This is a genomic window from Methylomarinum vadi, from assembly GCF_000733935.1.
Lineage (GTDB): Bacteria > Pseudomonadota > Gammaproteobacteria > Methylococcales > Methylomonadaceae > Methylomarinum > Methylomarinum vadi.
Window position 1 is genome coordinate 2,760,687 of the sequence record NZ_JPON01000001.1, and the last position, 25,642, is coordinate 2,786,328.

Sequence of the window (25,642 nt, forward strand, 5' to 3'; positions counted from 1 at the left end):
TTTCAGAGGTTTTTTGGCTAATCAGCTTTCTCTATTTTTAAAATTTTAGTTGGAAAAACTAGTATATTGTGTATTTTGAATTCAAGTTAGCAAATGCGTTGTTTTTATACGCATTATCGGTTAATCAATTATTAAATTACTGAAATATTCGTGTTTAAAATTATAGAAAATAGAAAAATTAAAATTGGTATAGTGGGATGTGGAAGAATTTCCAAAAATCACTTCGGTTCTATAGAAAAGCATGTCGATGATCTGGAGTTAGTGGCGATTTGTGATGCCGATAAGGAGATGCTGGATCGGCATAAATCAGAATATGGTGTTAATGCCTATAGTAACCTGGAAGAAATGCTGAAGCGTGAAGAATTGGATGTCGTTTCGCTTTGTACTCCCAGTGGAATCCATGCGGAACAAGCAATAATGTGTGCAAAAGCGGGCATCCATGTGGTCACAGAAAAACCGATGGCTACCCGATGGGATGACGGGTTAAGGATGGTCAAGGCTTGCGATGAAGCAAGGGTCAGGCTTTTTGTGGTCAAACAGAATCGGCGAAATGCGACGTTACAATTGCTTAAACGAGCGGTCACCGAAAAGCGTTTCGGCCGTATATATATGGTGAATATAAACGTATTTTGGACTCGACCGCAAAGTTATTATGACATGGGAAAATGGCGGGGAACCTGGGAGTTCGATGGCGGGGCATTAATGAATCAGGCTAGTCACTATGTTGACTTGATCGATTGGCTAATCGGTCCGGTTGCCAGTGTGCAGGCAATGATTGGAACGTTGGCCAGGGATATTGAAGTAGAAGATACTGGGATTATGAATATCCGGTGGCGTAATGGTGCCTTGGGTTCCATGAATGTTACAATGCTCACCTATCCAAAGAACTATGAAGGATCTATAACAATTTTAGGTGAGAAAGGAACTGTCAGAGTGGGCGGCTTAGCGGTTAATGAAATTCAACATTGGGAATTCGATGACCAACAACCGTATGACGAAGATATTAAGAACGCAAATTATCAGACGACTTCGGTGTATGGCTTTGGGCATCCACTCTACTACAAAAATGTGATCGATGTACTCCGTGGGCAGGCGGAAACAGAAACTGACGGTCGAGAAGGCTTGAAATCTCTGGAGGTTTTGATCGCCGCCTATCTATCTGCAAGAGACGGTAAAACGGTCAATTTGCCATTGGAATATTAATGATATATCAACAACACGAAACAGCCATTGTTGATGAAGGTGCACAAATAGGTGCCGGATCAAGGATATGGCATTGGGCGCATGTTTGTGGAGGAGCAGTAATCGGCAAAGACTGTTCTTTGGGGCAGAATGTTTTCGTCGGCAATAAGGTTGTGATAGGGAATAACGTCAAGATTCAAAATAATGTTTCCGTTTACGACAATGTTACGCTGGAAGACGACGTTTTTTGCGGTCCTAGCATGGTATTTACCAATGTCTACAATCCGCGCTCGGCAGTTTCGCGTAAAGAAGAATACCGCGATACTCTGGTAAAGAAAGGCGTAACATTGGGCGCTAATTGCACGATTGTATGTGGAGTAACTATTGGTGAATACGCGTTTATTGGTGCAGGATCGGTAGTTAACAAAGATGTTAAATCTTATGCCTTGATGGTAGGAGTGCCTGCGAGACAAATTGGATGGATGAGTAAACATGGTGAGCGCTTGAACTTGCCTGTGCAAGGAGAAGGCGACGCGAAGTGTCCGGCAACAGGAGAGAATTATCGTCTAGTCGACGGTAACTGTGTTTGTATAGGATGCAAATAGATGGCTCAAACAATCCCCTTTATTGACCTCAAATCCCAGTATCGTGTTCTTGAGCATGAAATCAAAGCACGCATAGATAAGGTTTTAGAACACGGCCAGTACATAATGGGGCCGGAGGTTCGCGAACTCGAGGAAAAGCTTGCTGATTATGTAGGTGTGAAGCATTGCATTGCCGGAAGCAGTGGAACCGATACTTTGTTAATCGCCATGATGGCATTGGGTATTGGACAAGGAGATGAGGTTATTACGACTCCCTTTACCTTCATTGCTACCGGAGAAATGATTGCTTTATTGGGGGCCACGCCCGTCTTTGTTGATATCGACCCAAAGACCTATAATATTGATCCGTCGAAAATCGAAGCGGCAATCACATCCAAAACTAAGGCTATCATGCCTGTGAGTCTATATGGCCAGTGCGCCGACTTTGATGCTATCAACGCGATTGGTGAAAAACATGGGTTACCTGTCATTGAAGATGGAGCGCAATCTTTTGGCGCTACCTACAAGGGACGCAGATCTTGCAGTCTCAGCACCATCGGTTCTACGAGTTTTTTTCCATCCAAGCCTTTGGGTGCTTATGGTGATGGTGGCGCTCTTTTTACCGATGATGACGAATTAGCCAAAAACATGCGCGAAATCCGTGTTCATGGTCAAGATCGTCGTTATCATCATGTATGTATTGGCATCAATGGCCGGTTGGATACCATGCAGGCGGCAATCTTGCTGGTCAAACTGGAACATTTCGATTGGGAAGTCAAGCAACGCCAGGAAATTGCTGATCGTTATTCGACGGTACTTGCAGGAATAGGAAGCAAAATCACAATTCCATTCGTTGAAAAATACAATTCTAGTGTGTTTGCCCAATACACAATTCAAGTGGAAAAGCGAGATAAGGTTCAGGAACTGCTGAAGAAAGCAAATATTCCAACAGCAGTGCATTACCCTGTTCCCTTAAATCGTCAGCCAGCTCTAGCCTGTCCTGATAGATTCGAGCACAGTGAATGTGCGGCCGAACGAGTACTGAGCTTACCGATGCATCCTTATCTTGATGATGTACACATGGAGCAAGTGGTGACATCTTTACTCAAGGCTGTAAATTCGGTCGAATGAAATATTATGATTATGTCATAGTTGGCGCTGGAATCGTTGGTCTGACCATCGCTCGGGAACTATTTTCAAGAGAGCCTGAAGCCAAAATTCTAATGCTCGAAAAAGAGCTTGAAGTTGGAAGACATGGAAGTGGGCGCAATAGTGGAGTGCTTCATTCTGGAATATATTATCCAGAGGGTTCCCTGAAAGCACGTATGTGTGCTTCAGGCGCCAAACTGATGGCCGATTATTGCGATGCCAACAAATTACCTATTGTGCGTTTGGGCAAAGTCATACTACCGGTAAGAGATAACCACGGGCCGCAATTGGAACTGTTGTTTCAACGAGCTGTAGCCAACGGTGCAAAAGTTGAAATCATAGATCAACGGCAATTGCATGAACTAGAACCTTCTGCACGCTCGGTAATCGGGAAAGCTTTGTATGTACCCGAGACAGCAGTCGTAGATCCAGGAACAATCGTCAAACACATCTCGTCCGAGTTACAAAACATGGGTATCGATATCGTTTTTGATACGCAAATAAATGATGTGGATGTTGAACGAGCAACACTTAATACCAATCATGGCGAATTTAGATATGGTTGGTTGTTCAACAGTGCAGGACAATATGCCGATAAGGTCGCGAATGCTTTCGATGTTGGTAAGTGCTATACGCTGCTACCGTTCAAAGGGATCTACTATCGGCTTTCATCTGCATCGAAGGTAGTATGTAATCGCCTGATTTATCCTTTGCCTGATCTTAATGTCCCGTTCTTGGGCGTTCACTACACAAAAAAAATTGATGGCCAGGTCTATCTTGGACCAACCGCACTACCTGCTTTGGGAAGAGAACATTATCAAAGATTAGAGGGGATAAATCTGGTTGAAGGGACCTCGATTCTATTTAGATTGGGGCAGCAGTATTTTTTTAATAAGCAGGGTTTTAGAGAGTTTTCACACATAGAAGCATTGAGATTTTTTAAGTCTAAATTTGCGGAGGCGGGTCGATTGCTAACGCCAGGATTGAGCGATGAGGATTTGTTGCCCTGTAATAAGGTAGGCATTCGTGCCCAGTTGCTAGATTTGAAAAAACATGAGCTGGTCATGGATTTTGTCGTGGAGAATGGTGAGAACAGTACTCATGTGCTTAATGCGATTTCGCCAGCTTTCACTAGCTCAATGAGTTTTGCAAAGTATATTGTTGATCAAAAGGTAAATTAATATGAATTTAAACGGGAAACGTCTTCTGGTAATCGGCGGCGCGGGGCTTATCGGTTCGCATACTGTTGATCAATTACTTAAAGAAGATGTTGCTGAAATCAGAATTTATGACAATTTTACACGCGGGCGAGCTGAAAATTTGGCAAATGCATTGCAAGACCCCCGCGTTAATATTTTCCCTCTTGGCGGCGAATTATTACACAGAGATTTGCTTAATGAAGCAATGAAAGGCATCGATGGTGTTTTTCATTTCGCGGCCTTGTGGTTACTGCATTGCCATGATTTCCCTCGTTCAGCTTTTGAAGTAAATGTCGGAGGCACGTTTAATGTACTTGAGGCCGTGATGAACAATGGCGTCAAGCGTCTAGTTTATTCGTCTTCAGCATCGGTATATGGTGATGCGATTGAAGAGCCGATGACTGAAGACCATCCGTATAATAACTTGAATTTTTATGGGGCAACGAAGATCGCTGGTGAGCATATGTGTAGATCTTTGCATCATAGATACAAAAGTTCGGACAAGCACTTTGATTTTGTTGGTCTCCGTTATATGAATGTGTACGGTCCGAGGCAGGATTATAATGGAGCTTATATCGCTGTCATCATGAAGATGTTGGATGCTATTGACCGAGGTGAAAGCCCGACCATTTTGGGAGATGGTAGCGAAGCATTCGACTTTGTGGCCGTTGAAGATTGCGCGCGGGCCAATGTATGCGCCATGAAATCAAACGCGACCGATAGTTTTTACAATGTGGGTACGGGTAAACGAACATCTCTTAAAGAGTTGGCCGAGATGCTGATCGAGCTAACGGGTTGCGAAAAAGAGATTCAATATGCACCGCGGAGTCAAGCAACTCTTGTTCGAAACAGGATTGGCTGCCCCAAGAAAGCCAGTGCGGAAATTGAATTTACTGCCAAACTAGAGTTGCGCGAAGGTCTTAAAAAGCTTATCGAATGGCGTGCTCAACATAAAGCTGAGGTTGAGGCACGACGCAAGGCAGTGGGGTTGACTGAATGAGCGCTACGACGAAGCTGAATGTTCCAATCGCTCGTACAAGTCTCACTGATGACGAAATTCAGAGTGTTCTCGAACCATTGCGAAGCGGATGGTTAGTACAAGGCCCAAAGGTCCGCGAATTTGAAGAAAAGTGGTCTGCTTTTACGGGTTCGAAACACTCGATTGCGGTAACTTCATGCACGACAGGGCTTCATCTGTCACTGGCAGCGTTAGGTTTTGGTCCTGGTGATGAAGCCATCGTTCCAGCATTTACATGGATAGCGACCGCCAATGTTGTTGAACATTTGGGCGGAAAGGTCGTGTTCTGCGATATTGACCTAGACACCTTTAACATCGATCCCGACAAAATTGAGGCGTTGATCACGCCGCGCACGCGAGCGATCCTGCCGGTACATTTGTTCGGTCTGCCTGCGGATATGCAGCAGATCAATGAAATCGCACGCAAACACAATCTTTGGGTTATCGAAGATGCGGCCTGTGGTTTCGGTAGCCGTTATCACGGCCAGCATGTCGGTACGTTGGGTCATACCGGAAGTTTCAGTTTTCATCCGAGAAAAGCGATTACTACCGGTGAAGGCGGCATGATTACCACTCAGGATGATGCTTTGGCAGAAAAGTTACGTCGTTTGCGCGATCATGGCGCAGCAATGACTGATCTACAGCGGCACCTGGGGGCTCGCCCTTATTTACTCGCAGATCATCCAGATGCGGGCTATAACCAGCGCATGACTGATCTGCAAGGCGCGCTTGGGGCACAACAGATGAACAGGGCCAAGCAAATTATCGAAGAGCGTCAACGCCTCGCAAGAATATATGACGATGCTTTCGCCGATTTGGAGTGGCTCAGAACCACAGCAAGAATTGCAGGACTGGAACACGGTTACCAGAGTTACGCATGCTTGTTTAAACCTGAACCGGTCACACTGGAATCCATTCCTCGTATAAACCAAGCCCGCAACGAGTGGATGGATCATCTCCAGCAAGTAGGAGTTTCAACCCGCCCCGCCACACATGCAGTACATATGCTCAGTTATTATCGGAAAAAATATGATCTGCAACCGGCCGATTTCCCCAATGCTTATGCCGCCAATGATTGCAGCATCTCCTTGCCACTGTTCCATGGTATGACGGAAGCGGAGCAAAACTACGTTATTCAGAAAGTCAGAGAGAACAAAGGCTGATGTGCGGGATCAGCGGTCTGATCAATCTTAACGGCGAGCCTGTTTCACCAGTCATTCTGAAAAGGATGACGGATAGCATTGCGCATCGCGGTCCCGATGGAGAAGGACATTGGATAGAAGGTAATGTTGGGATCGGGCATCGTCGCCTGGCGATTATCGACCTGTCACCTGCCGGGCATCAACCGATGATTAGCGCCGATCATCGATATGTATTCAGTTATAACGGCGAGATATACAACTATCGTGAATTACGCACCGAACTTGAGACCGAAGGCTATTGGTTTCACAGTCAGACTGATAGTGAAGTAGTGCTGTATGCGTTGGCGCATTGGGGCACTGAGGCATTACTCAAGTTCAACGGTATGTTCGCGTTGGCTCTGTGGGATCGAAAAGAACGAACCCTTATGCTGGCGCGGGATCGTTACGGTATTAAACCACTTTACTATGCGCAACAAGGAAACAGCTTAGCATTCGGTTCGGAACAAAAGGCGATAACAGCACAACCCTGCTTTCGACGTCAGCTAAACAAGCCAGCTTTGCTGGAGTATTTTACATTCCAGAACATCTTTACCGATCAAACCCTATTACAGGATATCCATATACTGCCAGCCGGCCATTATGCGACTCTGGATTTGAAGAAGAGTGCGCCAAGAATCGAAGTCATCCGCTATTGGGACTATCGCTTCAGAGAGCCTGAGCAGCAAGCCAGTAGGTCAGAATATATCGAAGAACTCGACCGCCTGTTTCGTCAGGCTGTCAAACGTCAGTTGGTTAGCGATGTGGAGCTGGGGGCTTATCTCAGTGGAGGCATGGACTCTGGTTCTATAACTGCGATTGCTGCACAGTCAATTCCAAATCTCAAAAGTTTTACTTGCGGCTTTGATCTCAGTTCGGCATCAGGTATCGAACTGGCCTTTGATGAACGTACAAAAGCTGAGGCGATGTCGGCACGATTCAAGACAGAGCATTACGAAATGGTACTCAAGGCGGGTGATATGGAGCGTTGCCTACCTGCCCTTGCATGGCATTTGGAAGAGCCGCGTGTGGGGCAGAGCTACCCCAACTACTATGCAGCAAAACTAGCAAGTAAATTTGTCAAAGTAGTGCTGGGAGGCAGTGGTGGCGACGAACTCTTTGGAGGCTACCCCTGGCGATACTATCGTGCTGTTGTAAATCAGGATTTCGAGCATTACATAGACCAATACTATGTGTTTTGGCAGCGTTTAATCCCGAATACAATTATATCCAAGGTGTTTGCTCCGGTTTGGAGCGATGTTAAACACGTTTGGACACGGGATATATTCCGTGATGTTTTTCTGACTCATGAGAATGAACTCAATCGGCCAGAAGATTACATTAACCATTCGCTCTATTTTGAGGCGAAAACATTTCTGCATGGGCTGTTAGTAGTCGAAGATAAGCTCAGCATGGCTCATAGTTTGGAGAATCGTGTCCCATTTATGGATAACGACTTGGTTGATTTTGCCATACAGTGTCCTGTCAACATGAAACTGAACAATTTGGCGGAAGTCTTACGGATGAATGAAAACGAACAAGGCAATAAAGCCAATAAATATTTTCAAAAAACGCGTGATGGTAAGCAGCTTCTTCGCAATATGATGGAACGCCATATTCCATCGGAAATCACTCAAGCCGAAAAACAAGGCTTTTCCTCTCCAGATGCGAGCTGGTTCAAAGGCGAGAGTATCGACTTTGTTCGGACTAACTTGCTGGAGGGTCGGGCCAGAATCTACGATGTACTTGATAGACAAGCGTTGAAACCGTTGATTGAGCAACATCTACGTGGAGAAAAAAATAGACGGCTCTTAATTTGGTCTCTGTTGAATGTTGAAGAGTGGTTGAAGGGGGGCTATGACTAAATCAATCATTCCGCATTCGCGTCCGTGGATTACTTCTGATGATAGGAAGTCGGTGAATGCTATTCTGGCTTCAAGAATGATTGCTCATGGGGAAAAAGTTAGTCAGTTTGAAGAAAAGGTATGTAAATTTCTCGATATTAATCATGCCGTTGCACAATCAAGTGGCTCAGCTGCTCTCGTTCTGGCTCTTAAAACTCTGCAAATAACACGAGGTGATGAAGTAATACTGCCAACATATGTTTGTCGTAGTGTGCTGGAAGCAGTACTGTCTGTGGGAGCTGAGCCTATATTTTGTGATGTTGATTACTCCGGAGTCATAACATCTGAAACGGTAAAACCAAATATCACTCAAAAGACTAAAGCTATAATTGCTGTTCATATTTTCGGACATCTTTGTGATGTAGAACAATTGAAATCGTTAGGTCTTTTAGTTATAGAAGATGCGTGTCAAGCATTTGGTCTACATGTCAGTGAGAAGATGGCTGGTTCGTTAGGGGATGTTGGAATTCTCTCGTTTCATGCTACTAAATGCTTGACAACTGGCGAGGGTGGTATGTTGGTGACTAACAATCACAATTGGGGGGAAATGGCGAGAATTTTGACTGACGGTGATGTTTCACCCAATGCTCGTCATATAGCGCCATTATCAGATTTACAAGCTGCCTTGGGATTAGCTCAACTTAGTCGGTATGATGAGAGCCTTGAAAGACGTCAGAGATTGCGTAGTCAATTTACAAAGGTTGCATCAGAAAAAGGAATAACTATGGGGGCGTCAGATGATTCGGACATGTTGTTTCGGTTTACTTTACGAAACATGGGGCCTTTTGATGTTATACAATCTTTTTTCCTCGAGCAAGGAATTCAAGTGAGGCGTGGCGTTGATGAGTTATTACACAGGACTATGGGAATGAGTGACCAGCATTTTCCTGTAGCGGTAGATATTTTTACAAATACTGCATCCATACCGTTTTATCCATCCTTGAGTAAAAGAGAGTCCGAGACTATCTGCCAAGCGATAAGAAAATTCCATTATGACCATTGAGATAAAGATACTCAACCAAAACACAGAATCTGATTATGAGCGATTGCTGTATGAAACTCCTGCAGCCATGTTCAATTACTCTCTCCAATATAGGAGCTTTCTGCGTCGAATATTAAAAGATGCTGATGACTTATATCTTCTAGCTTATGAGAATAATGAGTTGAAGGCAGCTTTTCCACTCTTCATGAAATACGGTCCTTTGGGTACAGTGGTGAATTCACTTCCTTTTTATGGCAGTCATGGAGGGGTAATAGCCAAGCCTAGTTCATCTGATGCAATTAGAGAATCATTAATACAGGCATTTTATGATGTGTGTAAACAACAGAATGCGATTTGTTCAACCATAATCGAATCCCCTATTGATCCCCAACGTACACGAAACAAAATGTATTCACCTGACTTTGTTGATGAGCGTATCGGGCAGATAACAACTTTACCCTCAGTAAATAATGAGCAGGAAGCGGAAGAGGCTCTTTTCGCGTTATATCATCAGAAGACGCGGAATATGATTCGAAAAGGAATAAAGTCAGGATTTACTGTCAGTCATGACAGTTCGATTGAGTCGATAAAAGCATTATATTTTTTGCATAATGAAAATATCCAAGCTATTGGTGGAATAGCCAAACCCTGGGATGTTTTTAAAGCTATTAAAGAGGTCTTTAGCTATAACGCCGACTATCGTATATATACGGCAAAGAAAGATGGAGTGATCGTTTCAGCCTTGTTGGTTTTTTACTTTAAAGGAATTGTTGAATATTTCACGCCGGCAACACTAGAGAGCTATCGTAGTCAGCAGCCATTAAGTTTATTGATCTATACTGCCATGCGAGATGCAATTGTTGAACGTGGCGCAATGCGGTGGAATTGGGGAGGGACCTGGTTGACCCAGAAAGGGGTTTATCAGTTCAAATCACGCTGGGGTACTACTGATTACCCGTATCGTTATCACGTGAATCTTTATCAGGAAACCAAGATTATACAGGGCTTGTCTAAAGAAGGCTTATTGGAAAATTATCAATACTTCTACACGGTTCCCTTTTCTGTATTGAACTAGAATTATTAGTTAAAGGATTTTTTTATGAGTTCGCATTTTAGATTTATTTCATCCATGGATGCAAAAGATCGGATTGAAAAATATAAAGTGAATAACGATGATGAGGTCCTCTTGGATGAACTTAATGCTGCTCTCTCAGGTATAGAGTATAAGTTGTGCAATTCTGTCGAACACATACCAGCAGGAGCTATTTTGATTACAGGTGTTCCACGCAGTGGGTCAATGTTTTTATATCAATATATGATTTCAAAAATGCGTGTTGGTTATGTATCGAATATGATGGCTAGGTTTTACTCAGCACCATATACGGGAGCATGGTTGCAATCTCGTTTAATTAGTTCGGAAATGTCTATAATTGGAGCTAATAATTTTAAAAGTGTCCATGGGGTAACTGATTTCATATATGAACCCCATGAATTCGGATACTTTTGGGCTAACTATTTTCCATTCTATAATAATAATCATGAAGATATAGATCATGAGATTTTCAGAAAAAAACTAAAGGATATGGAATATGTATTACAGGGAGTTACGGGGATCTTTAAAATGCCTGTTGTTTATAAATGTATGATTGCGCCATTTGTTTTAGATGATATTTTAAAATATACATCGGTTTTTATTGTCCATATTTTGAGAGATAAAAATAAGGTTGTTGATTCGATACTAAAAGTCAGAAGTCAAAGATTAGGGACGATTAATAAATGGTGGAGTATTAGACCCTCTGGGTGGGAGGAGATCATGAATAGCTCACCTAGAGAGCAAGTGAGCTGGCAGTATGATCAAACTTTTAATGCAATTGAGGCTAGTATTTCTAGCTACCCAGAAAGGAATGTAACAATCAAATATGAGGACTTAGTTAACTCGCCGGAAAAATCTATAGAGAAAATTGAAAAGCATTACAATGACTTTTTGCTTAAATCATCATTCAAGTCGCCTGTTAGCTTTTGAAATTTACTATATGCATTTGGAAATATATTCTAAGCTCTTAAGTAAGTACTTCACGAGAAATTTGTGTACATCTGTTGTTAGAAAATTAATGGCTTAGAAGGCTAAGAAAAACAAATGAACTTGTTGCTACTCATCTATAGCCTAATATGGTCAAAAACATGATGCGAATATTTCATGGTCCAATTAATATCGCTGGAATCGGAGGACATCTAGCGAGATATCAACGCCAACAAGGACATGACCCTCAGTTCGTGGTTTGGCGGCCTAATTCTTTCATGGCAAATCATGATAAGGCTATATTTAGTGGCAAGGAAGATAGATTAAAAAGATTTGTTACTAGAGTGCGTTGTGCCATGAAGTGGATTTTTCAGTTTGATGTGTTCCACTTTTATTTTGGTTCTTCCTTGTTGCCTTTATCATTGGATCTACCATTGCTGAGGTTAATGGGTAAAAGGGTCATCATGACTTACTGTGGAAGTGAAGCTCGACTTATATTTCTAGAGAGACAGCGAAATCCATACTGGTATCTGGTCGATAAAGAGTTAAAAGGTACTCTTGATGATGAAAAGCACGACTGGAAAAAGGTCTTGATGCTTAGGTGGCACGGCTTATGGTGCCATCAAATTATAGCGCCTAGAAATTTGTATGCATCTGTATCGAAGTATGTTGAGACTAAAAAGATTGTAAAAGATATATGGGTTCATAACTTGAGCTTTTCAGCCAATGCCGCACAGACATTAAATCAATGTGATTCTAAAACAGACTCTAAGGATATTGTCAGAATTGTTCATATGCCGTCATCTCCGGTAGTGAAAGGGACCAGGTTTTTTCGTGATGCAATCTCACAATTGAAAAAAGAGGGATTTGTTTTCGAATATATTGAAGTCATGAACATGGAGCACTCCCAGGCTATTGGCGAGTTAAAAAAAGCCGACATCGTTCTAGATCAATTGCTAATTGGAGGGTTTGGATCACTAGCCGTCGAAGCGATGGGGTTTGGAAAGCCCGTTGTTTGTTACTTGATTGAAACAGCAAAAAAAGAACATTATGAAGACTGCCCGATTGTAATTGCTAGCATTGATACAGTTAAAGAAAAAATTGCCGAGTTGATTCTGGATAAAAATTTAAGAAAAAGGATTGGTCATGCAGGTAAGCTATTTGTTGCTCGTCATTTTGATTATGAAAAAGTCAACGAAGCTATTATGGAACTTTATCAATAGCTGTTTTTCTTGATGTTCAAAGCTTTTTTTAAAGATAGCGCCATTTATGCAATACCTTCTTTCGTCAGTCGCGGCTTGTCTTTTATTCTTATTCCACTATACACGCGAGTATTGACTCCAGCGGATTATGGCGCGCTTGACTTATTGCTGGTTTTTGCCAGCTTTGTGAATATAACCGTTGCTTTAGAGGTTTCACAAGGACTTGCTCGTTATTACAGGACACAATCTAACGATAACATTCGAATTGCATATGCCTCCTCCGGCTTTTGGTTCACCCTAGTATGCTATACGACATTTTCGCTAGTAGCTTTGAATTTCTCTGAGTCACTATCTGAGATGGTGATGGGGAAAGAAGGTCTGCGAAGAGAATTTCAGATTGGTGTTTTATATATCTGGGCTAATGGTATTTTTTATCTGATTCAGAATCAATTTCGCTGGGAGTTGCGAAGTAAACAATATGCAATAGTCAGTCTGTTTATGACATTCTGTACAGCCGGCATGGCGGTTTACCTAACGTATGGAATGGTTTGGGGCTTGAGAGGCCTGTTACTTGGCATGGTATTCGGTACTTTAGTGGGTACTGTCATTGGGCTTTGGTTCTTGCGCCATACTTTTCGTTTTTGCTTTGACCTCATGAGGCTAAAGGAGATGTTAATCTTTTCTTCTCCCCTAGTATTATCAGGGATTGCAGTCATAGTCAGTAGTTATATTGATCGGATCATGATAAACCATTTTCTATCTGTTCATGAGGTAGGAATCTATGGTATTGGATTCCGCTTGGCTGCAATAGTCGGCTTGTTTATTGCCGGATTTCAGGCAGCATTTGTACCGCTGGTATATAACAACTACAAAAACCCCGATACACCGAATCAAATGGCGCGTATATTCAGGGTTTTTGTTGCGCTTTGCTTGTTCGCTTTCCTTATGTTGTCTGTATTTGCCCAGGATATTTTAATTGTTCTAACTACGCCAGAATATTATGCTGCCTCTATTTTAGTTCCGTTTTTAGTCCCAGGTATTTTACTTTCTCAAATGTACTTTTTTGCTGCAGGGATTGGTATCGCCAAAAAAAGCCATTATTTAATATGGATTAACTTGATAGGGGCTATTATTAATAGTCTTCTTAACTGGTTGTTAATCCCCTATATGGGAGTCCTGGGGGCTGCTGTAGCGACTTTAATTGGATATTTGAGCGTTTTTTCTGTGTATATGATTTATAGCCAAAAGCTATATTACGTTCCTTATCAATGGACAAGAATTGTAGCTATAGCTTGCTCGATTGCTGCATTTGCGTGGGGGTTTCCTTTTGTAGAGCTCGAGCCCATGACACGGATATTAGTATCATTACTAACTGTTTTTCTTGGAGGATGGCTTATTGTGTTTAGTGGGTGCATAAAAACTTCAGAATTGCAAAAATTTGTTTTTATGTTAACAGGACGGTTAGCTTTTGATAACAGCAAACAAAAATAACAAAAGGCTAGAGTTATGTGTGGACTGATCGGCGCTTACTGGTCAAAATCTGCAAGGAAAGAGAGTGAGCTGATACAGGCTGGCTTAAAGACGTTACGCCGCCGTGGTCCCAATGACCAAGGTGTCGAATCATACCCTGTTGACGGCGGAACTGTGAGTCTTGGTCACACTCGTCTATCCATTATTGATCTTTCGCTTGGTGGACATCAGCCGATGCACTCGCACGATCAACGCTATAGCATTGTCTTTAATGGTGAAATTTATAATTACCGTGAATTGCGTAATGATTTGAAAAGGCAGGGCTGTGTTTTTCATACCGATTCGGACACGGAAGTATTGCTTGCCGCTTGGCAATTCTGGGGGAGCGATTGCTTAACAAAACTCGTTGGTATGTTTGCTTTTGCGGTGTTTGATAAGCAAAAAAGCACGATTACGTGCGTGCGTGACCCCTTTGGAATCAAACCTTTTTATTACACCATAGAAAACGGGAACTTTCTTTTTGCCTCAGAAATAGCCGCTATCAGAGCACTTAAATCAGAGAAGATAGAGCTGGATTGGCAGCGTGCTTATGATTACTTGGTGCATGGCGACTACGACAGCATAGAGCACAGTTTTTTGGCGGGGGTTAAGCATTTGCTGCCTGCGCACTTGATTGAAGTGAATATTGCCAACGGGACGATTTCCGAACCAATACAATGGTGGCAACCTCAGATTGCCGAAAATAAATCACTGTCATTTGCTGACGCTGCGGCGGAGTTGCGCGAGCGGTTTTTGAATAATATCCGCCTGCATTTGCGCAGTGATGTGGAATTAGGAGCCGCGCTTTCGGGGGGGGTGGATTCTTCCGCTGTGGTCTGTGCTATGCGGCATGTCGAACCCGATTTGCCCATCAACACTTTCAGTTATATTGCCCAGGGCAGCCTGGTTTCTGAAGAAAAATGGGTGGATGTGGTCAATCAACATGTAGGCGCAGTAGAGTATAAAGTCATGGTAAGCCCTTCTGAATTAGCGGCAGACCTTGATGACATGATTATTGCGCAAGGCGAGCCTTTTGGAAGTACTAGCATTTACGCGCAATATCGCGTGTTTAAACTGGCTAAGTCACATGGCGTGACGGTAACGCTGGATGGGCAAGGGGCGGATGAGCTGTTGGCCGGATATAACGGTTATCCGGGCAAGCGAATCAAAAGCCTACTGGACAGGCATCAGTTTTATGATGCGTTTGTATTTCTGAAAAATTGGTCTGATTGGCCCGGCAGGAACGTTACTGGCGGAATCAAGCGCGTTGTGGGCGAATATGTAGAAGGAAGTCTGTATGATTTTATGCGGCAATTAAACGGTAGCCGCTTGAGCCCCGACTGGATTGATGCCAATATACTTCGAGAAAAAGGCGTGGCACTTAGTTATCCTAAGTTGCATAACCCATCAGATGAAGCTGGGCGCAGAGTATCCGCAGAATTGGCATTTGCTTTGACGCAAAAAGGCCTACCAATGTTGCTTAGGCATGGTGATCGAAACTCCATGCGTTTTTCAGTGGAGAGCCGAGTTCCGTTTTTAACACCAGATTTAGCAAATTTTTTATTGTCCCTTCCTGAACATTATTTAATATCGCAAGAAGGTGAAACCAAATGCGTATTTCGCGCAGCGATGCGAGGTATCGTTCCCGATGAAATTTTAGACCGTCGCGATAAAATCGGCTTTGAAACACCTGAAAAAAGCTGGCTAATCAGTATGTCCAATGAGGTGCGAGGATGGTTAAGTGTCGATATCGAATTGCCTTTTCTCAACCAGCAAAAACTAATTGAAGAGTTTAATTTTATCGTGACTGGTAAAAAGTCCTTTAGCTGGCAGGTTTGGCGTTGGATTAACTTTATTCGCTGGTACCAACTCTTCTTCCTTAAGTGATCAGTTGTAGATGAAAAAAATCCTTATTGTTTCATTTTCGCATATTCGCAGTGATCCGCGCGTGATGCGCCAAATCAGGCTGCTTGAACCCTTGTTTGATATAAGTGTAGTTGGTTTTGGGGAAAAACCGGATGCAAATATCCGTTTTATGCAATTGGAAAATTACCAATCTGGAAAATTCAATAAACTATTTCAGGGTTTGCTGCTCTTATTGGGCTTGTTTGAAGCAAGATACTGGCATTTGCCATATGTTCAACAGGCAGCGAGTTTGTTGGATGTGAATGGATACGACTTATTTATAGCTAATGATGTTTCCGCATTACCGCTATTGTATAAAATCAAACACAACATACCTGTTATTATCGATGCACACGAATACTCGCCGCGTGAATTCGAGGAGAGCTTGTTGTGGCGTGTGACGCTCGGTCGTTACAATCACTTCCTTTGTAAAAAGTATCTCAAACGTGCCACTTTCATGACGACGGTATGTCAAGGAATTGCAGATGAGTACCAACGGCAATATGGGATATCTTCTAAGGTAGTTTATAGTGCTCCATCGTTCAAAAACCTTGCTCCGTCCCGGGTGGATAAACGCAAAATCCGACTTATTCATCACGGAGCATGCATACGTGCCAGACATTTGGAAACCATGATCGACATGATGAAGCATCTTGATAATCGGTTTACTTTAGATTTCATGTTGACTAACTCTGATCCAGCTTATCTCGCGCAATTAAGATCTCTAGCATCTTCTGATAAACGTATCAATTTCTTGGATCCAGTGCCTATGGAGGAGATTTGTAGAATAATTAATAGATATGATGTTGGAATATATATCTTGCCCCCAGCAAACTTCAATCATAAACATGCTTTGCCCAATAAGTTTTTTGAGTTCATGCAGGCATCACTAATGATTGCAATTGGTCCATCACCTGAAATGGCTGAATTGGTGAATCGACACACTTTAGGTGTAGTGGCCGATGGATTTGAACCACAGCGTTTAGCCAGTGCCTTGAATAAGTTAACAACAGAAAATCTCACCAAGTTCAAACAAGCGTCGTTTCAATCCGCAAAAGAAATCAATGCCGAAAATCAAGGAAAGGTGATGATTAATGCGGTGCAGAGTATTTTGAGTCAGCAAATTTAACTAATCACCTAATTGAATCAATCATAAAGATGAAAATATGTACCGTCATAGGCGCCCGACCACAGTTTATAAAGGCGGCTGTTGTTTCTCGGGCATTCAGGGAGCATGCAACACCCGTTCAAGAGGTGATTGTTCACACGGGGCAGCACTTTGACGCCAATATGTCGCAAGTTTTTTTTGAGGAGCTTGGTATTCCACATCCAAACTACAATCTGGGGATTGGTGGTGGCACACACGGCCAAAATACGGGGCGTATGATCGAGGGAATAGAGCAGGTGTTGCTCCAGGAAAAACCGGATTGGCTACTAGTATATGGCGATACTGACTCTACATTGGCTGGTGCGTTGGCCGCTGTAAAATTGCATATTTCGGTAGCGCATGTAGAGGCGGGGCTACGCAGCTTTAACCGTAAAATGCCGGAAGAAATCAACCGCATCCTCACCGATCATGCCGCAGACAGGTTGTTTACCCCTACGAAAACCGCAGTCAATAATCTCTCGAACGAGGGAATTAGTGTAAGCAAAGTGCAGAACATCGGTGATGTTATGTACGATGCCGCTCTTTATTATGGCAGAATGGCGGAGCAATGCAGCCAGATTCTGGCAATGCTTGATTTGACTAAAAAGAAATATGTTTTGGCAACTTTGCACAGACAGGAAAATGTCGATGATCCAGAACGGTTAGACAACATTATGCAAGGTTTGGCGGCAAGTCACTTGCCTATCGTGATGCCGCTACATCCGCGCACCCGAAATCGTCTGCAAGAGTTTGCCATTACTGTTCCCGCGTCCGTCAAAATACTCGATCCGGTGGGTTATCTGGATATGGTGATGTTGGAAAAAAATGCAGTTTTAATTGCCACAGACAGTGGCGGCGTGCAAAAAGAAGCGTATTTTCACAAAACGCCTTGCATTACGCTTCGAGATGAGACGGAATGGCTGGAACTAGTGGAGATCGGATGGAATACACTAGTGGGTGCGGATGTGCAACGTATTCAGAAAGCAATTAATTTCGATAATGCTATCGGTAATCAACCAGACTGGGTTGAAAATGTATATGGTGATGGCAAGGCTGGTGAAAAGATAACCAGTAGTCTGATTGAGGAAGGGAAGCAAGCAATATGAGAAATAAAAAAAATATATCTTGCAGCTTAAGTAATTAATGCGAGTTTTATATATACATCCAGCTGGCGCATTTGGCGGAGCATCAAAAAGCTTGATCGAATTGTATCTTGCCGCAAAAAAACAGTGTGTTCTAGAAGCTTGCGTAATCACGCCTGCAGGCAGTGCAGCTGAAGCTTTCCGGGATGCCGGGATGCATGTTATTGAAGCTGCTGGATTGGCCCAGTTTGATCATACGAGATTCGGCTATTACCGTAATGTTAGGTGGTTGATTTTATTGCGAGAATTGTTTTTTCTCCCACTGGTTTTATTTGCGCTTTTACATACAAAAAAATCACAAAGCCGATTTGACTTGATTCATGTCAATGAAATTACTCTGTTACCCACTGCCATTTTGGCGAGATGGGTATTCAGACTACCGATGATCTTCCATGTCAGATCTCTTCAATACTCGGGGTTTGGTAGCCTTCGGTCCAAATTGGTATTTCGGGCATTGAGAAAATATGCAACGGCGATGATCTGCATTGATGAGACTGTCAGAGCATCTATCCCGCAATGGTTGCCATCTGTTGTGATTCATAACGGCATCGATGTTGGACAGATTGTTGCAACGCAAGACAAGGCGGAATCATCTAAAGTGATGGTAGGCATGGCGGGAGTTTTACACCGTTCCAAAGGCATATATGAATTTCTGGCCGCAGCCAGAATTCTTTTGAATGATAGAAACCGCAATATTCAATTTATTCTGGCTGGAGAAAATGCCAGACAAACAACAGGTCTAAAAAAATGGGTGTATAAAGAACTGGGTTTTTCAGAAGATGTGCTTACGGAGGCTAAGCGATATGTCAAAAAAAACGGAATGGAACAGCAAGTTATATTTACAGGGTTTATCAAGGATATCAGACAATTTTACCCACAATTGGATGTGCTATGTTTTCCATCTCACCTGAATGCTTGCGGACGGCCGGTGTTCGAGGCAGCATTATTTGGTATACCTAGTGTGGTGGCAATCAAAAACCCCGTCGAGGATGCATTGATACATAAAGTTACCGGTTTAGCGATTCAAAAGCCGGATCCTTATTTGCTGGCCGATGCAATTGATCGCTTGCTGTTAGACGCTGCATTTAGACAGACATTAGGGATGCAAGCTAAGACTTGGGCTGAAAGATTATTTTCAATAGATGCGAGCGCATCTTTACTTTTGCAAACGTATAGAAAAGCCGTTATTTACAGTAGCGGGAAGGTGTCTTGAAGCCAAACCACACCAATGTACTAGATAATTCATTGTTTTTGTCGATATGTCTATCTTCCGAAGTTTCCGTATTTTAATATTCACCCAATACTTCTGGCCAGAAAGTTTTCGTATCAATGCTTTGGCTCGCACTTTAAAAGCTCAGGGACACGAGGTCAGCGTGCTGACCGGAAAACCCAATTATCCGGAAGGTCTTTTTTTTTCCGGCTACAAGGGTTTGGGTATCCAGAAAGAAACGTGGCAAGGGATTCCGATTTTCCGCATTCCAATATTGGCGCGAGGACGGCAGAATGCATTGAGATTGGCACTTAACTATCTCTCTTTTGTTGTATCCGGATTGTTATTTGCGCCTTTTGTATTGCGCAAGCAAAAAATCGATGTGATTTTTGTCTATGCGCCTTCTCCAGTTTTTCAAGTTATTCCTGCTTCGTTTCTGGGCTGGCTAAAGCGTGTCCCTGTGGTGCTGTGGGTGCAGGATTTGTGGCCCCAGAGCGCAAAAGCGACGGGCCATGTCGAATCTGCTTTGTTGCTAAAGTTGCTTGAGAAGCTAGTGCTATTTTCTTACGCTCATACCGATTTATTGCTGGTGCAGTCGCAGGCATTTGTCGCTCCGGTGGCCAAGTTGTCGCCTGTACATGTGCCCGTGCTGTATTATCCCAATTCTGTTGAAGATACATTTTATGCTCCGCAGGCGATAGATGCGTTGTCTATAGAGACCTTGCAAAACGGTTTTTCGGTATTGTTCGCCGGGAATATCGGCACGGCACAAGGGGTGAGCACGATTGTTAATGCGGCAAAATTGCTAAAAATATATTCGCAAATCAATATCGTTATGATGGGCAGTGGCAGTATGTCTGACTGGGTCGCCCAGCAAAAGCAAAAACATGACTTGAATAATTTGCATTTAGTTGGACGATTCCCGGCAGAAATGATGCCCTCAATGATGAAGCAGGCTTCCGTATTGCTGGTCACGTTGAAACAAGATCCGATATTTGCGTTGACCATTCCTAGCAAAGTGCAGGATTATCTGGCTACCGGTAAGCCGATTGTTGCCGCCCTGGATGGCGAGGGAGCCAGAGTCATTGAGGAGTCTGGCGCCGGCTTGACCTGTGCGGCGGAAGATGCCAAAGGGTTGGCGGACGCCATTTTAGCGCTTTACCATATGCCTGAGAAGGACCGAGTAGCCATGGGCAACAATGGACACGCCTATTTTCTCAAACATTTTGAAATGGGCAGACAGGCAAAAAAATTGATTGAGATATTAAAGCAAAGAATTACTGAAAAAGAGAGAGAAAACTGATGCGAGTTTTGATTCTTGGTGCATCGGGGATGCTGGGTAATGCTGTACTGAAATTGTTTGTCAAGGAAGGCATCCATGAGACCTGGGGGACGGTCCGTAGCGCAGCCGCAAAGCGCTTATTTTCCAATCAAATAGAGTCACGGTTAATTACTGGCATTGATGCGCTGAATCAGGATGCATTGTTAGACGTTTTTGCACAAATCAGGCCGGATGTGGTAATTAACTGTGTCGGTCTGATTAAACAGCTGGAAAACGCTAATGATCCTTTAGCCGTGTTACCGATTAATTCCTTGTTGCCGCATCACCTGGCAAAGTTATGTTTGTTGGTTGGCGCCAGATTGATTCATGTGAGTACTGATTGCGTATTCTCAGGAGAAAAGGGGCGGTATACCGAAGCGGATGAATCAGATGCAAAGGATCTTTACGGCAAATCCAAGTATATGGGGGAATTGCATGATTACGCTCATGTGATTACCTTGCGCACGTCCATTATTGGTCACGAATTGAATTCGAATCATGGGTTAGTGGACTGGTTTTTGTCCCAGAAAAAAGAAGTGAAGGGATATACTAAGGCCATATTTTCCGGCTTGCCTACGGTAGAACTGGCAAAAGTGATACATGATTGGGTTTTACCGAAGCCATCTCTAAGTGGTTTGTTTCATGTTTCAGCGCGGCCGATTGCAAAATACGATTTGCTAAAATTAGTAGCAGAAATTTATGACCAGGATATTATCATTCAACCTGAGGATCGAGTTGTCATTGATCGCTCTTTGGATTCAAGTCGGTTTCAACAAGCTACAGGTTACCGAGCTCCCGACTGGCCGGAGTTGATTGAAAACATGCGCTTGGTACGCTGAGGAATAGTAAGGGATATGTTTGACGATAAAGTTTTGATGATTACCGGAGGAACCGGATCTTTCGGTCATACGGTGTTGAAACGGTTTCTCGATACGAATGTAAGGGAAATACGCATTTTTAGCCGCGACGAGAAAAAACAGGAAGATATGCGCATCGAGCTCGCCAACGACAAGGTGAAGTTCTATATCGGAGATGTGCGTGATTATGACAGCATTTCTCAGGCGATGGTCGGTGTGGATTATATTTTTCATGCGGCAGCTCTAAAGCAGGTGCCTTCATGTGAGTTTTATCCGATGGAAGCGGTGAAAACCAATGTGCTGGGTACGGAAAATGTGCTTAACGCAGCGATCACAAACGGAGTGAAGCGGGTGGTCGTGCTGAGTACCGACAAGGCGGTTTATCCCATCAATGCCATGGGTATTTCCAAGGCCATGGCGGAAAAAGTTGTTGTAGCCAAGTCACGATCAATACCCGAAGGTGGTCCGGTTGTTTGCTGCACCCGCTACGGCAATGTGATGGCTTCCCGTGGTTCAGTTATCCCTTTGTTTGTTGATCAGATTCTGGCGAAAGAACCTTTAACCATCACTGATCCTCACATGACCCGATTTTTGATGTCGCTGGAGGATTCCGTGGATCTGGTTTTGCATGCATTTGAGCATGCAAATCAGGGAGATATTTTTGTCCAAAAGGCGCCAGCCTCGACGATTGCCGATCTGGCTCAGGCATTGTGCGAATTGTTTAATAGTGATAGTAAAATCAGGGTCATTGGTACCCGGCATGGTGAGAAACTGTATGAGTCACTGATCTCGCGTGAAGAAATGGCCAAAGCAGAGGATATGGGGCGCTATTACTGTATTCCTGCCGATAACCGCGACTTGAATTACAAGAAATATTTTGTCGAGGGTGAAACACATATTTCTGAGGTCGATGACTACACCTCGCATAATACCGAGCGTTTAACGGTTGCCGAGGTGAAAGCCTTGCTGATGAAGCTGGGCTATATCCAGGAGGTGCTTAATGATTAAGGTGATGACGCTGGTCGGCACCCGGCCTGAGCTGATTAAAATGAGCCGTGTCATTGCCGAGTTGGATCGACAAGTTGAACATGTATTAGTGCACTCTGGGCAAAACTATGACTATGAGTTGAACCAAGTTTTCTTTGATGATTTGGAGATACGCAAACCCGATCATTTTCTTGATGTTTCTGGAGATACTGCCGCCAAGAGCATCGCGGATGTTATTGCCAAGGTCGATGACATCCTGGCGATCGCACGGCCTGATGCGTTGTTACTTTATGGCGATACCAATACCTGTATGGCGGTGATAGCGGCCAAAAGACGGAAGATACCGGTATTCCATATGGAAGCGGGTAATCGCTGTTTTGATCAGCGTGTGCCAGAAGAGTTGAACAGAAAGGTTGTTGATCACTTAAGTGATATTAATATGGTTTTGACGGAACATGCACGGAGCTATTTATTAGCAGAAGGAATTCGTCCCGAAACGATAATTAAAACGGGTTCGCACATGCATGAAGTTTTAGAGTATTACATGCCTAAAATTTTAGACTCCGATATTTTAATTAAAGAAAATCTCGAACAAGATAAGTTTTTTATAGTTAGCGCACATCGTGAGGAAAACGTTGATACTATGCAAAACTTGAAAGACCTAGTTTCGACTCTTCATGGAATTGCGGAAAAGTATAAATATCCAGTTATAGTTTCTACACATCCTCGAACGCGAAAACGTTTAATTGAACTTAAAGAAAATATTGAACACCCTTTGATTCGTTTTGTTAAACCATTTGGTTTGTTGGATTACATAAAACTGCAAATGTCTGCGTTTTGCGTTCTTTCGGATAGCGGGACGATTACTGAAGAAGCATCGCTGTTAAATCTGCCAGCCATCACGATACGTAATACTCATGAACGACCTGAGGGTATGGATGAAGGTGTCCTTATTATGAGCGGGCTCAAAACAGAAAGAGTTTTTGATGCGATTAAAGTAATTACTAATCAACACCACCGTGATAAAAGAGTGAAGCAAACAGTTAAGGATTATCAAGGGCATGCGGTATCCAAGCAGGTGGTGAGAATAGTACTTAGTTACACCGATTATGTTAATCGAACTGTTTGGCGGGTTACGCAGTGAAAAAGTGTTTGGTGACTGGCGCTTCAGGCTTCATTGGTCAAGTTTTATGTAAGCGGTTGTCAGAAGAAAAGTATTTTGTTGCAGCGGGTTTACATCGACAGTTTAATTTAGAAAGCAACGATTTGTGGCAGGAAGCAATCCATTTGGATTTAACCTCAAATTCTTGGGGCAGGAATCCGTGTTTAAATATCGATACGGTTTTTCATTTGGCTGGAAAAGCGCATGCGCTGACTGAAACTGCTCAGTGTAAAGACGAATATTTTCAGATCAATACGGAAGGTACAAGGAGATTGTTGGAGGCTTCTCAACGCGCTGGTGTTGAAAGATTTATTTTTATAAGCAGTGTGAAGGCTGTAGGCGATATTGAAAAACAGCCGATGGATGAAGATGTGATTGAATTGGCGGACACTCCTTATGGACAATCAAAAAACGCGGCTGAACAATTGGTATTACAAGGAGGATACGTTCCCCATCCAGTCGTCATTCGACCCTGCATGGTATATGGCAATTCCGAAAAAGGCAATCTGCCGCGCATGATCAAGGCGGTCAAGAAGGGTATTTTTCCGCCGTTGCCGGAAAATCATAACAAACGCTCGATGGTCCATGTCGATGATGTTGTGCGGGCGGCGATTTTGGCGGCAGAGAATCCAAAGGCGGCGGGGCAAATTTATATTGTTTCCGACGGTCAACCCTATTCGACTCGGCAAATTTACGACTGGATCAGGCAGGCGTTGGACAAGCCGGCAAGCAATCATTCTGTTCCCATGTTTGTGTTGCAGGCGGCCGCCGGGATTGGCGACCTGTTTGGGCGAGTTACCGGTAGCAGGTTTCCCATTGATAGCGATGCGTTGCAAAAATTGACGGCTTCGGCTTGGTATTCTTCTGATAAAATTACCCAAGAATTGGGGTTTGTCCCCCAGCATACGTTAAAAGAATCCCTTCCCGAAATTATTCGCTATCTGGGTTGATTGTGTTCGTTTATTTTTTTGCAGTGTTGTCGGCTTCGATATTGTTGACGGCGCTGATTCGTCAGTATGCGTTACGGCGCAATGTGTTGGACATCCCCAATCAGCGCAGCTCGCATGTTACGCCGACTCCCAGGGGTGGCGGTTTGGCGATTGTCATTGCTTTTTATTTAGCTGTGGCTGCAATGTTCCTCGGTTCGCAAATCGATGTTGTTACGTTGGTTATTTTGTTGGCCGCCATGCCAGTGGCTGTCATCGGTTTTTTAGACGACCATACGCCGATCAGGGCCAGATGGCGTTTTTTGGTGCATTTTCTGGCCGCGTTATCGGCGTTGTTATTGTTACAAGGCTTTCCTACGCTAATTGTGGGAGCGTTTCAGTTTGATTTGGGGACGATGGGTTATCTTATCGGCACCCTGTTTTTGGTCTGGTGGCTCAATTTGTTCAATTTCATGGACGGCACCGATGGAATTGCGGCATCGGAGGCCGTTTTCGTATCCGGATCATTAGCTTTTTTTTTCTATCAAAGCGATGCGCAATTGGCGCAAATTAGTGTGTGTTTGCTTGCCGCCAGCGCAGGTTTCATGGTTTGGAACTGGCCGCCGGCCAAAATATTCATGGGTGACGTCGGCAGCGGATTTTTGGGCTTGTTGTTGGGGGTGTTGGTGTTGATGGCCGCATGGCATCAACCCGGAATGCTCTATGTAGGCATGGTGTTATTCGGCGCGTTTTTTGTCGACTCGACTTATACTTTATTATATAGGATAAGTACCGGCCAGCGCTGGTATCAAGCGCATTGTTCCCATGCTTACCAGAATGCCGCAAAACGATATGGACATTTAACGGTGTTGGTAGCGGTGTGGCTGATCAATCTGTTTTGGTTGCTGCCGATCGCTATCCTGATCTTTTATTATCCCGTTTACAGCCTGCTAGGATTGTCGATTGCCTATTGTCCTTTAATTGTTTTGGCTTATCGCTTTAAAGCCGGTTCTATGATGTTGACTCAGTGAAAATAAATTTCCGCTCTCGTACCACGA

General features: G+C 43.5%; 22 protein-coding genes. All 22 read left to right on the top strand.

Annotated elements, in window-relative coordinates:
• Positions 1-150: 150 nt before the first annotated feature.
• Positions 151-1,203, top strand: a complete 1,053-nt coding sequence (locus EP25_RS0113730; protein ID WP_031434422.1) for a Gfo/Idh/MocA family protein — start codon at positions 151-153, stop codon at positions 1,201-1,203.
• Positions 1,203-1,787, top strand: a complete 585-nt coding sequence (locus tag EP25_RS0113735) for an acyltransferase (protein ID WP_031434423.1) — start codon at positions 1,203-1,205, stop codon at positions 1,785-1,787. Before EP25_RS0113730 ends, EP25_RS0113735 begins: the two co-directional genes overlap by 1 nt.
• Positions 1,788-2,897 (top strand): DegT/DnrJ/EryC1/StrS family aminotransferase, encoded by a 1,110-nt coding sequence (locus tag EP25_RS0113740; RefSeq protein WP_036300595.1) that lies wholly within the window; start codon positions 1,788-1,790, stop codon positions 2,895-2,897.
• Positions 2,894-4,096, top strand: a complete 1,203-nt coding sequence (gene lhgO / locus EP25_RS0113745; RefSeq protein ID WP_031434425.1) for an L-2-hydroxyglutarate oxidase — start codon at positions 2,894-2,896, stop codon at positions 4,094-4,096. The genes EP25_RS0113740 and lhgO overlap by 4 nt, the downstream gene beginning before the upstream one ends.
• Before the next feature lies 1 nt (position 4,097).
• Positions 4,098-5,114, top strand: a complete 1,017-nt coding sequence (locus EP25_RS0113750; protein ID WP_031434426.1) for an NAD-dependent epimerase/dehydratase family protein — start codon at positions 4,098-4,100, stop codon at positions 5,112-5,114.
• Complete coding sequence (locus tag EP25_RS0113755) at positions 5,111-6,295, top strand: DegT/DnrJ/EryC1/StrS family aminotransferase (RefSeq protein ID WP_031434427.1); 1,185 nt, start codon at positions 5,111-5,113, stop codon at positions 6,293-6,295. The genes EP25_RS0113750 and EP25_RS0113755 overlap by 4 nt, the downstream gene beginning before the upstream one ends.
• Positions 6,295-8,175 carry an asparagine synthase (glutamine-hydrolyzing) gene (gene asnB, locus EP25_RS0113760; RefSeq protein WP_031434428.1) on the top strand — a complete coding sequence of 627 codons (1,881 nt, stop codon included), beginning with the start codon at positions 6,295-6,297 and terminating at the stop codon, positions 8,173-8,175. Before EP25_RS0113755 ends, asnB (EP25_RS0113760) begins: the two co-directional genes overlap by 1 nt.
• Positions 8,168-9,217, top strand: a complete 1,050-nt coding sequence (locus tag EP25_RS0113765) for a DegT/DnrJ/EryC1/StrS family aminotransferase (protein WP_031434429.1) — start codon at positions 8,168-8,170, stop codon at positions 9,215-9,217. The genes asnB (EP25_RS0113760) and EP25_RS0113765 overlap by 8 nt, the downstream gene beginning before the upstream one ends.
• Positions 9,207-10,271, top strand: coding sequence for a GNAT family N-acetyltransferase (locus EP25_RS0113770; protein WP_031434430.1), 1,065 nt, complete (start codon positions 9,207-9,209; stop codon positions 10,269-10,271). Before EP25_RS0113765 ends, EP25_RS0113770 begins: the two co-directional genes overlap by 11 nt.
• A gap of 54 nt (positions 10,272-10,325) precedes the next feature.
• Entirely contained in the window at positions 10,326-11,219 is an 894-nt protein-coding gene (locus tag EP25_RS0113775) for a sulfotransferase (RefSeq protein ID WP_031434431.1), read from the top strand.
• 275 nt (positions 11,220-11,494) lie between these two features.
• Positions 11,495-12,439 (top strand): glycosyltransferase, encoded by a 945-nt coding sequence (locus EP25_RS0113780; protein WP_152555648.1) that lies wholly within the window; start codon positions 11,495-11,497, stop codon positions 12,437-12,439.
• A gap of 12 nt (positions 12,440-12,451) precedes the next feature.
• Positions 12,452-13,909, top strand: coding sequence for an oligosaccharide flippase family protein (locus EP25_RS0113785; protein WP_051906684.1), 1,458 nt, complete (start codon positions 12,452-12,454; stop codon positions 13,907-13,909).
• A 15-nt stretch (positions 13,910-13,924) separates the two neighbouring features.
• Positions 13,925-15,814 carry an asparagine synthase (glutamine-hydrolyzing) gene (asnB, locus tag EP25_RS0113790; protein WP_031434434.1) on the top strand — a complete coding sequence of 630 codons (1,890 nt, stop codon included), beginning with the start codon at positions 13,925-13,927 and terminating at the stop codon, positions 15,812-15,814.
• A gap of 10 nt (positions 15,815-15,824) precedes the next feature.
• Positions 15,825-16,961 carry a glycosyltransferase gene (locus EP25_RS0113795; RefSeq protein WP_084191042.1) on the top strand — a complete coding sequence of 379 codons (1,137 nt, stop codon included), beginning with the start codon at positions 15,825-15,827 and terminating at the stop codon, positions 16,959-16,961.
• 29 nt (positions 16,962-16,990) lie between these two features.
• Positions 16,991-18,085: a non-hydrolyzing UDP-N-acetylglucosamine 2-epimerase gene (gene wecB, locus EP25_RS0113800; RefSeq protein WP_031434436.1), complete on the top strand. Its 1,095-nt coding sequence runs from the start codon at positions 16,991-16,993 to the stop codon at positions 18,083-18,085.
• 37 nt (positions 18,086-18,122) lie between these two features.
• Complete coding sequence (locus tag EP25_RS0113805) at positions 18,123-19,334, top strand: glycosyltransferase family 4 protein (RefSeq protein ID WP_031434437.1); 1,212 nt, start codon at positions 18,123-18,125, stop codon at positions 19,332-19,334.
• 46 nt (positions 19,335-19,380) lie between these two features.
• Positions 19,381-20,634 carry a glycosyltransferase family 4 protein gene (locus EP25_RS0113810; protein ID WP_031434438.1) on the top strand — a complete coding sequence of 418 codons (1,254 nt, stop codon included), beginning with the start codon at positions 19,381-19,383 and terminating at the stop codon, positions 20,632-20,634.
• On the top strand, positions 20,634-21,491 hold the full coding sequence (locus tag EP25_RS0113815) for a dTDP-4-dehydrorhamnose reductase family protein (RefSeq protein WP_031434439.1): 858 nt from the start codon (positions 20,634-20,636) through the stop codon (positions 21,489-21,491). The genes EP25_RS0113810 and EP25_RS0113815 overlap by 1 nt, the downstream gene beginning before the upstream one ends.
• 15 nt (positions 21,492-21,506) lie before the next feature.
• Positions 21,507-22,517 carry a polysaccharide biosynthesis protein gene (locus EP25_RS0113820; protein WP_031434440.1) on the top strand — a complete coding sequence of 337 codons (1,011 nt, stop codon included), beginning with the start codon at positions 21,507-21,509 and terminating at the stop codon, positions 22,515-22,517.
• Positions 22,510-23,640 carry a non-hydrolyzing UDP-N-acetylglucosamine 2-epimerase gene (gene wecB, locus EP25_RS0113825; protein WP_031434441.1) on the top strand — a complete coding sequence of 377 codons (1,131 nt, stop codon included), beginning with the start codon at positions 22,510-22,512 and terminating at the stop codon, positions 23,638-23,640. Before EP25_RS0113820 ends, wecB (EP25_RS0113825) begins: the two co-directional genes overlap by 8 nt.
• Positions 23,637-24,608, top strand: coding sequence for an NAD-dependent epimerase/dehydratase family protein (locus EP25_RS0113830; RefSeq protein ID WP_031434442.1), 972 nt, complete (start codon positions 23,637-23,639; stop codon positions 24,606-24,608). The genes wecB (EP25_RS0113825) and EP25_RS0113830 overlap by 4 nt, the downstream gene beginning before the upstream one ends.
• A gap of 23 nt (positions 24,609-24,631) precedes the next feature.
• Positions 24,632-25,615 carry an MraY family glycosyltransferase gene (locus EP25_RS0113835; protein ID WP_235186001.1) on the top strand — a complete coding sequence of 328 codons (984 nt, stop codon included), beginning with the start codon at positions 24,632-24,634 and terminating at the stop codon, positions 25,613-25,615.
• The last annotated feature ends 27 nt before the right edge of the window (positions 25,616-25,642 follow it).

What these genes read in the sequence shown, in the direction of transcription:
- EP25_RS0113740 (WP_036300595.1), top strand. Translation starts at nt 1,788, where the DNA reads ATGGCTCAAACAATCCCCTTTATTGACCTCAAATCCCAGTATCGTGTT.
- EP25_RS0113765 (WP_031434429.1), top strand. Translation starts at nt 8,168, where the DNA reads ATGACTAAATCAATCATTCCGCATTCGCGTCCGTGGATTACTTCTGAT.
- lhgO (WP_031434425.1), top strand. Translation starts at nt 2,894, where the DNA reads ATGAAATATTATGATTATGTCATAGTTGGCGCTGGAATCGTTGGTCTG.
- EP25_RS0113780 (WP_152555648.1), top strand. Translation starts at nt 11,495, where the DNA reads ATGGCAAATCATGATAAGGCTATATTTAGTGGCAAGGAAGATAGATTA.
- EP25_RS0113775 (WP_031434431.1), top strand. Translation starts at nt 10,326, where the DNA reads ATGGATGCAAAAGATCGGATTGAAAAATATAAAGTGAATAACGATGAT.
- wecB (WP_031434436.1), top strand. Translation starts at nt 16,991, where the DNA reads ATGAAAATATGTACCGTCATAGGCGCCCGACCACAGTTTATAAAGGCG.
- EP25_RS0113820 (WP_031434440.1), top strand. Translation starts at nt 21,507, where the DNA reads ATGTTTGACGATAAAGTTTTGATGATTACCGGAGGAACCGGATCTTTC.
- asnB (WP_031434434.1), top strand. Translation starts at nt 13,925, where the DNA reads ATGTGTGGACTGATCGGCGCTTACTGGTCAAAATCTGCAAGGAAAGAG.
- EP25_RS0113805 (WP_031434437.1), top strand. Translation starts at nt 18,123, where the DNA reads ATGCGAGTTTTATATATACATCCAGCTGGCGCATTTGGCGGAGCATCA.
- wecB (WP_031434441.1), top strand. Translation starts at nt 22,510, where the DNA reads ATGATTAAGGTGATGACGCTGGTCGGCACCCGGCCTGAGCTGATTAAA.
- EP25_RS0113755 (WP_031434427.1), top strand. Translation starts at nt 5,111, where the DNA reads ATGAGCGCTACGACGAAGCTGAATGTTCCAATCGCTCGTACAAGTCTC.
- EP25_RS0113795 (WP_084191042.1), top strand. Translation starts at nt 15,825, where the DNA reads ATGAAAAAAATCCTTATTGTTTCATTTTCGCATATTCGCAGTGATCCG.
- EP25_RS0113785 (WP_051906684.1), top strand. Translation starts at nt 12,452, where the DNA reads ATGTTCAAAGCTTTTTTTAAAGATAGCGCCATTTATGCAATACCTTCT.
- EP25_RS0113810 (WP_031434438.1), top strand. Translation starts at nt 19,381, where the DNA reads ATGTCTATCTTCCGAAGTTTCCGTATTTTAATATTCACCCAATACTTC.
- EP25_RS0113735 (WP_031434423.1), top strand. Translation starts at nt 1,203, where the DNA reads ATGATATATCAACAACACGAAACAGCCATTGTTGATGAAGGTGCACAA.
- EP25_RS0113815 (WP_031434439.1), top strand. Translation starts at nt 20,634, where the DNA reads ATGCGAGTTTTGATTCTTGGTGCATCGGGGATGCTGGGTAATGCTGTA.
- EP25_RS0113770 (WP_031434430.1), top strand. Translation starts at nt 9,207, where the DNA reads ATGACCATTGAGATAAAGATACTCAACCAAAACACAGAATCTGATTAT.
- EP25_RS0113750 (WP_031434426.1), top strand. Translation starts at nt 4,098, where the DNA reads ATGAATTTAAACGGGAAACGTCTTCTGGTAATCGGCGGCGCGGGGCTT.
- asnB (WP_031434428.1), top strand. Translation starts at nt 6,295, where the DNA reads ATGTGCGGGATCAGCGGTCTGATCAATCTTAACGGCGAGCCTGTTTCA.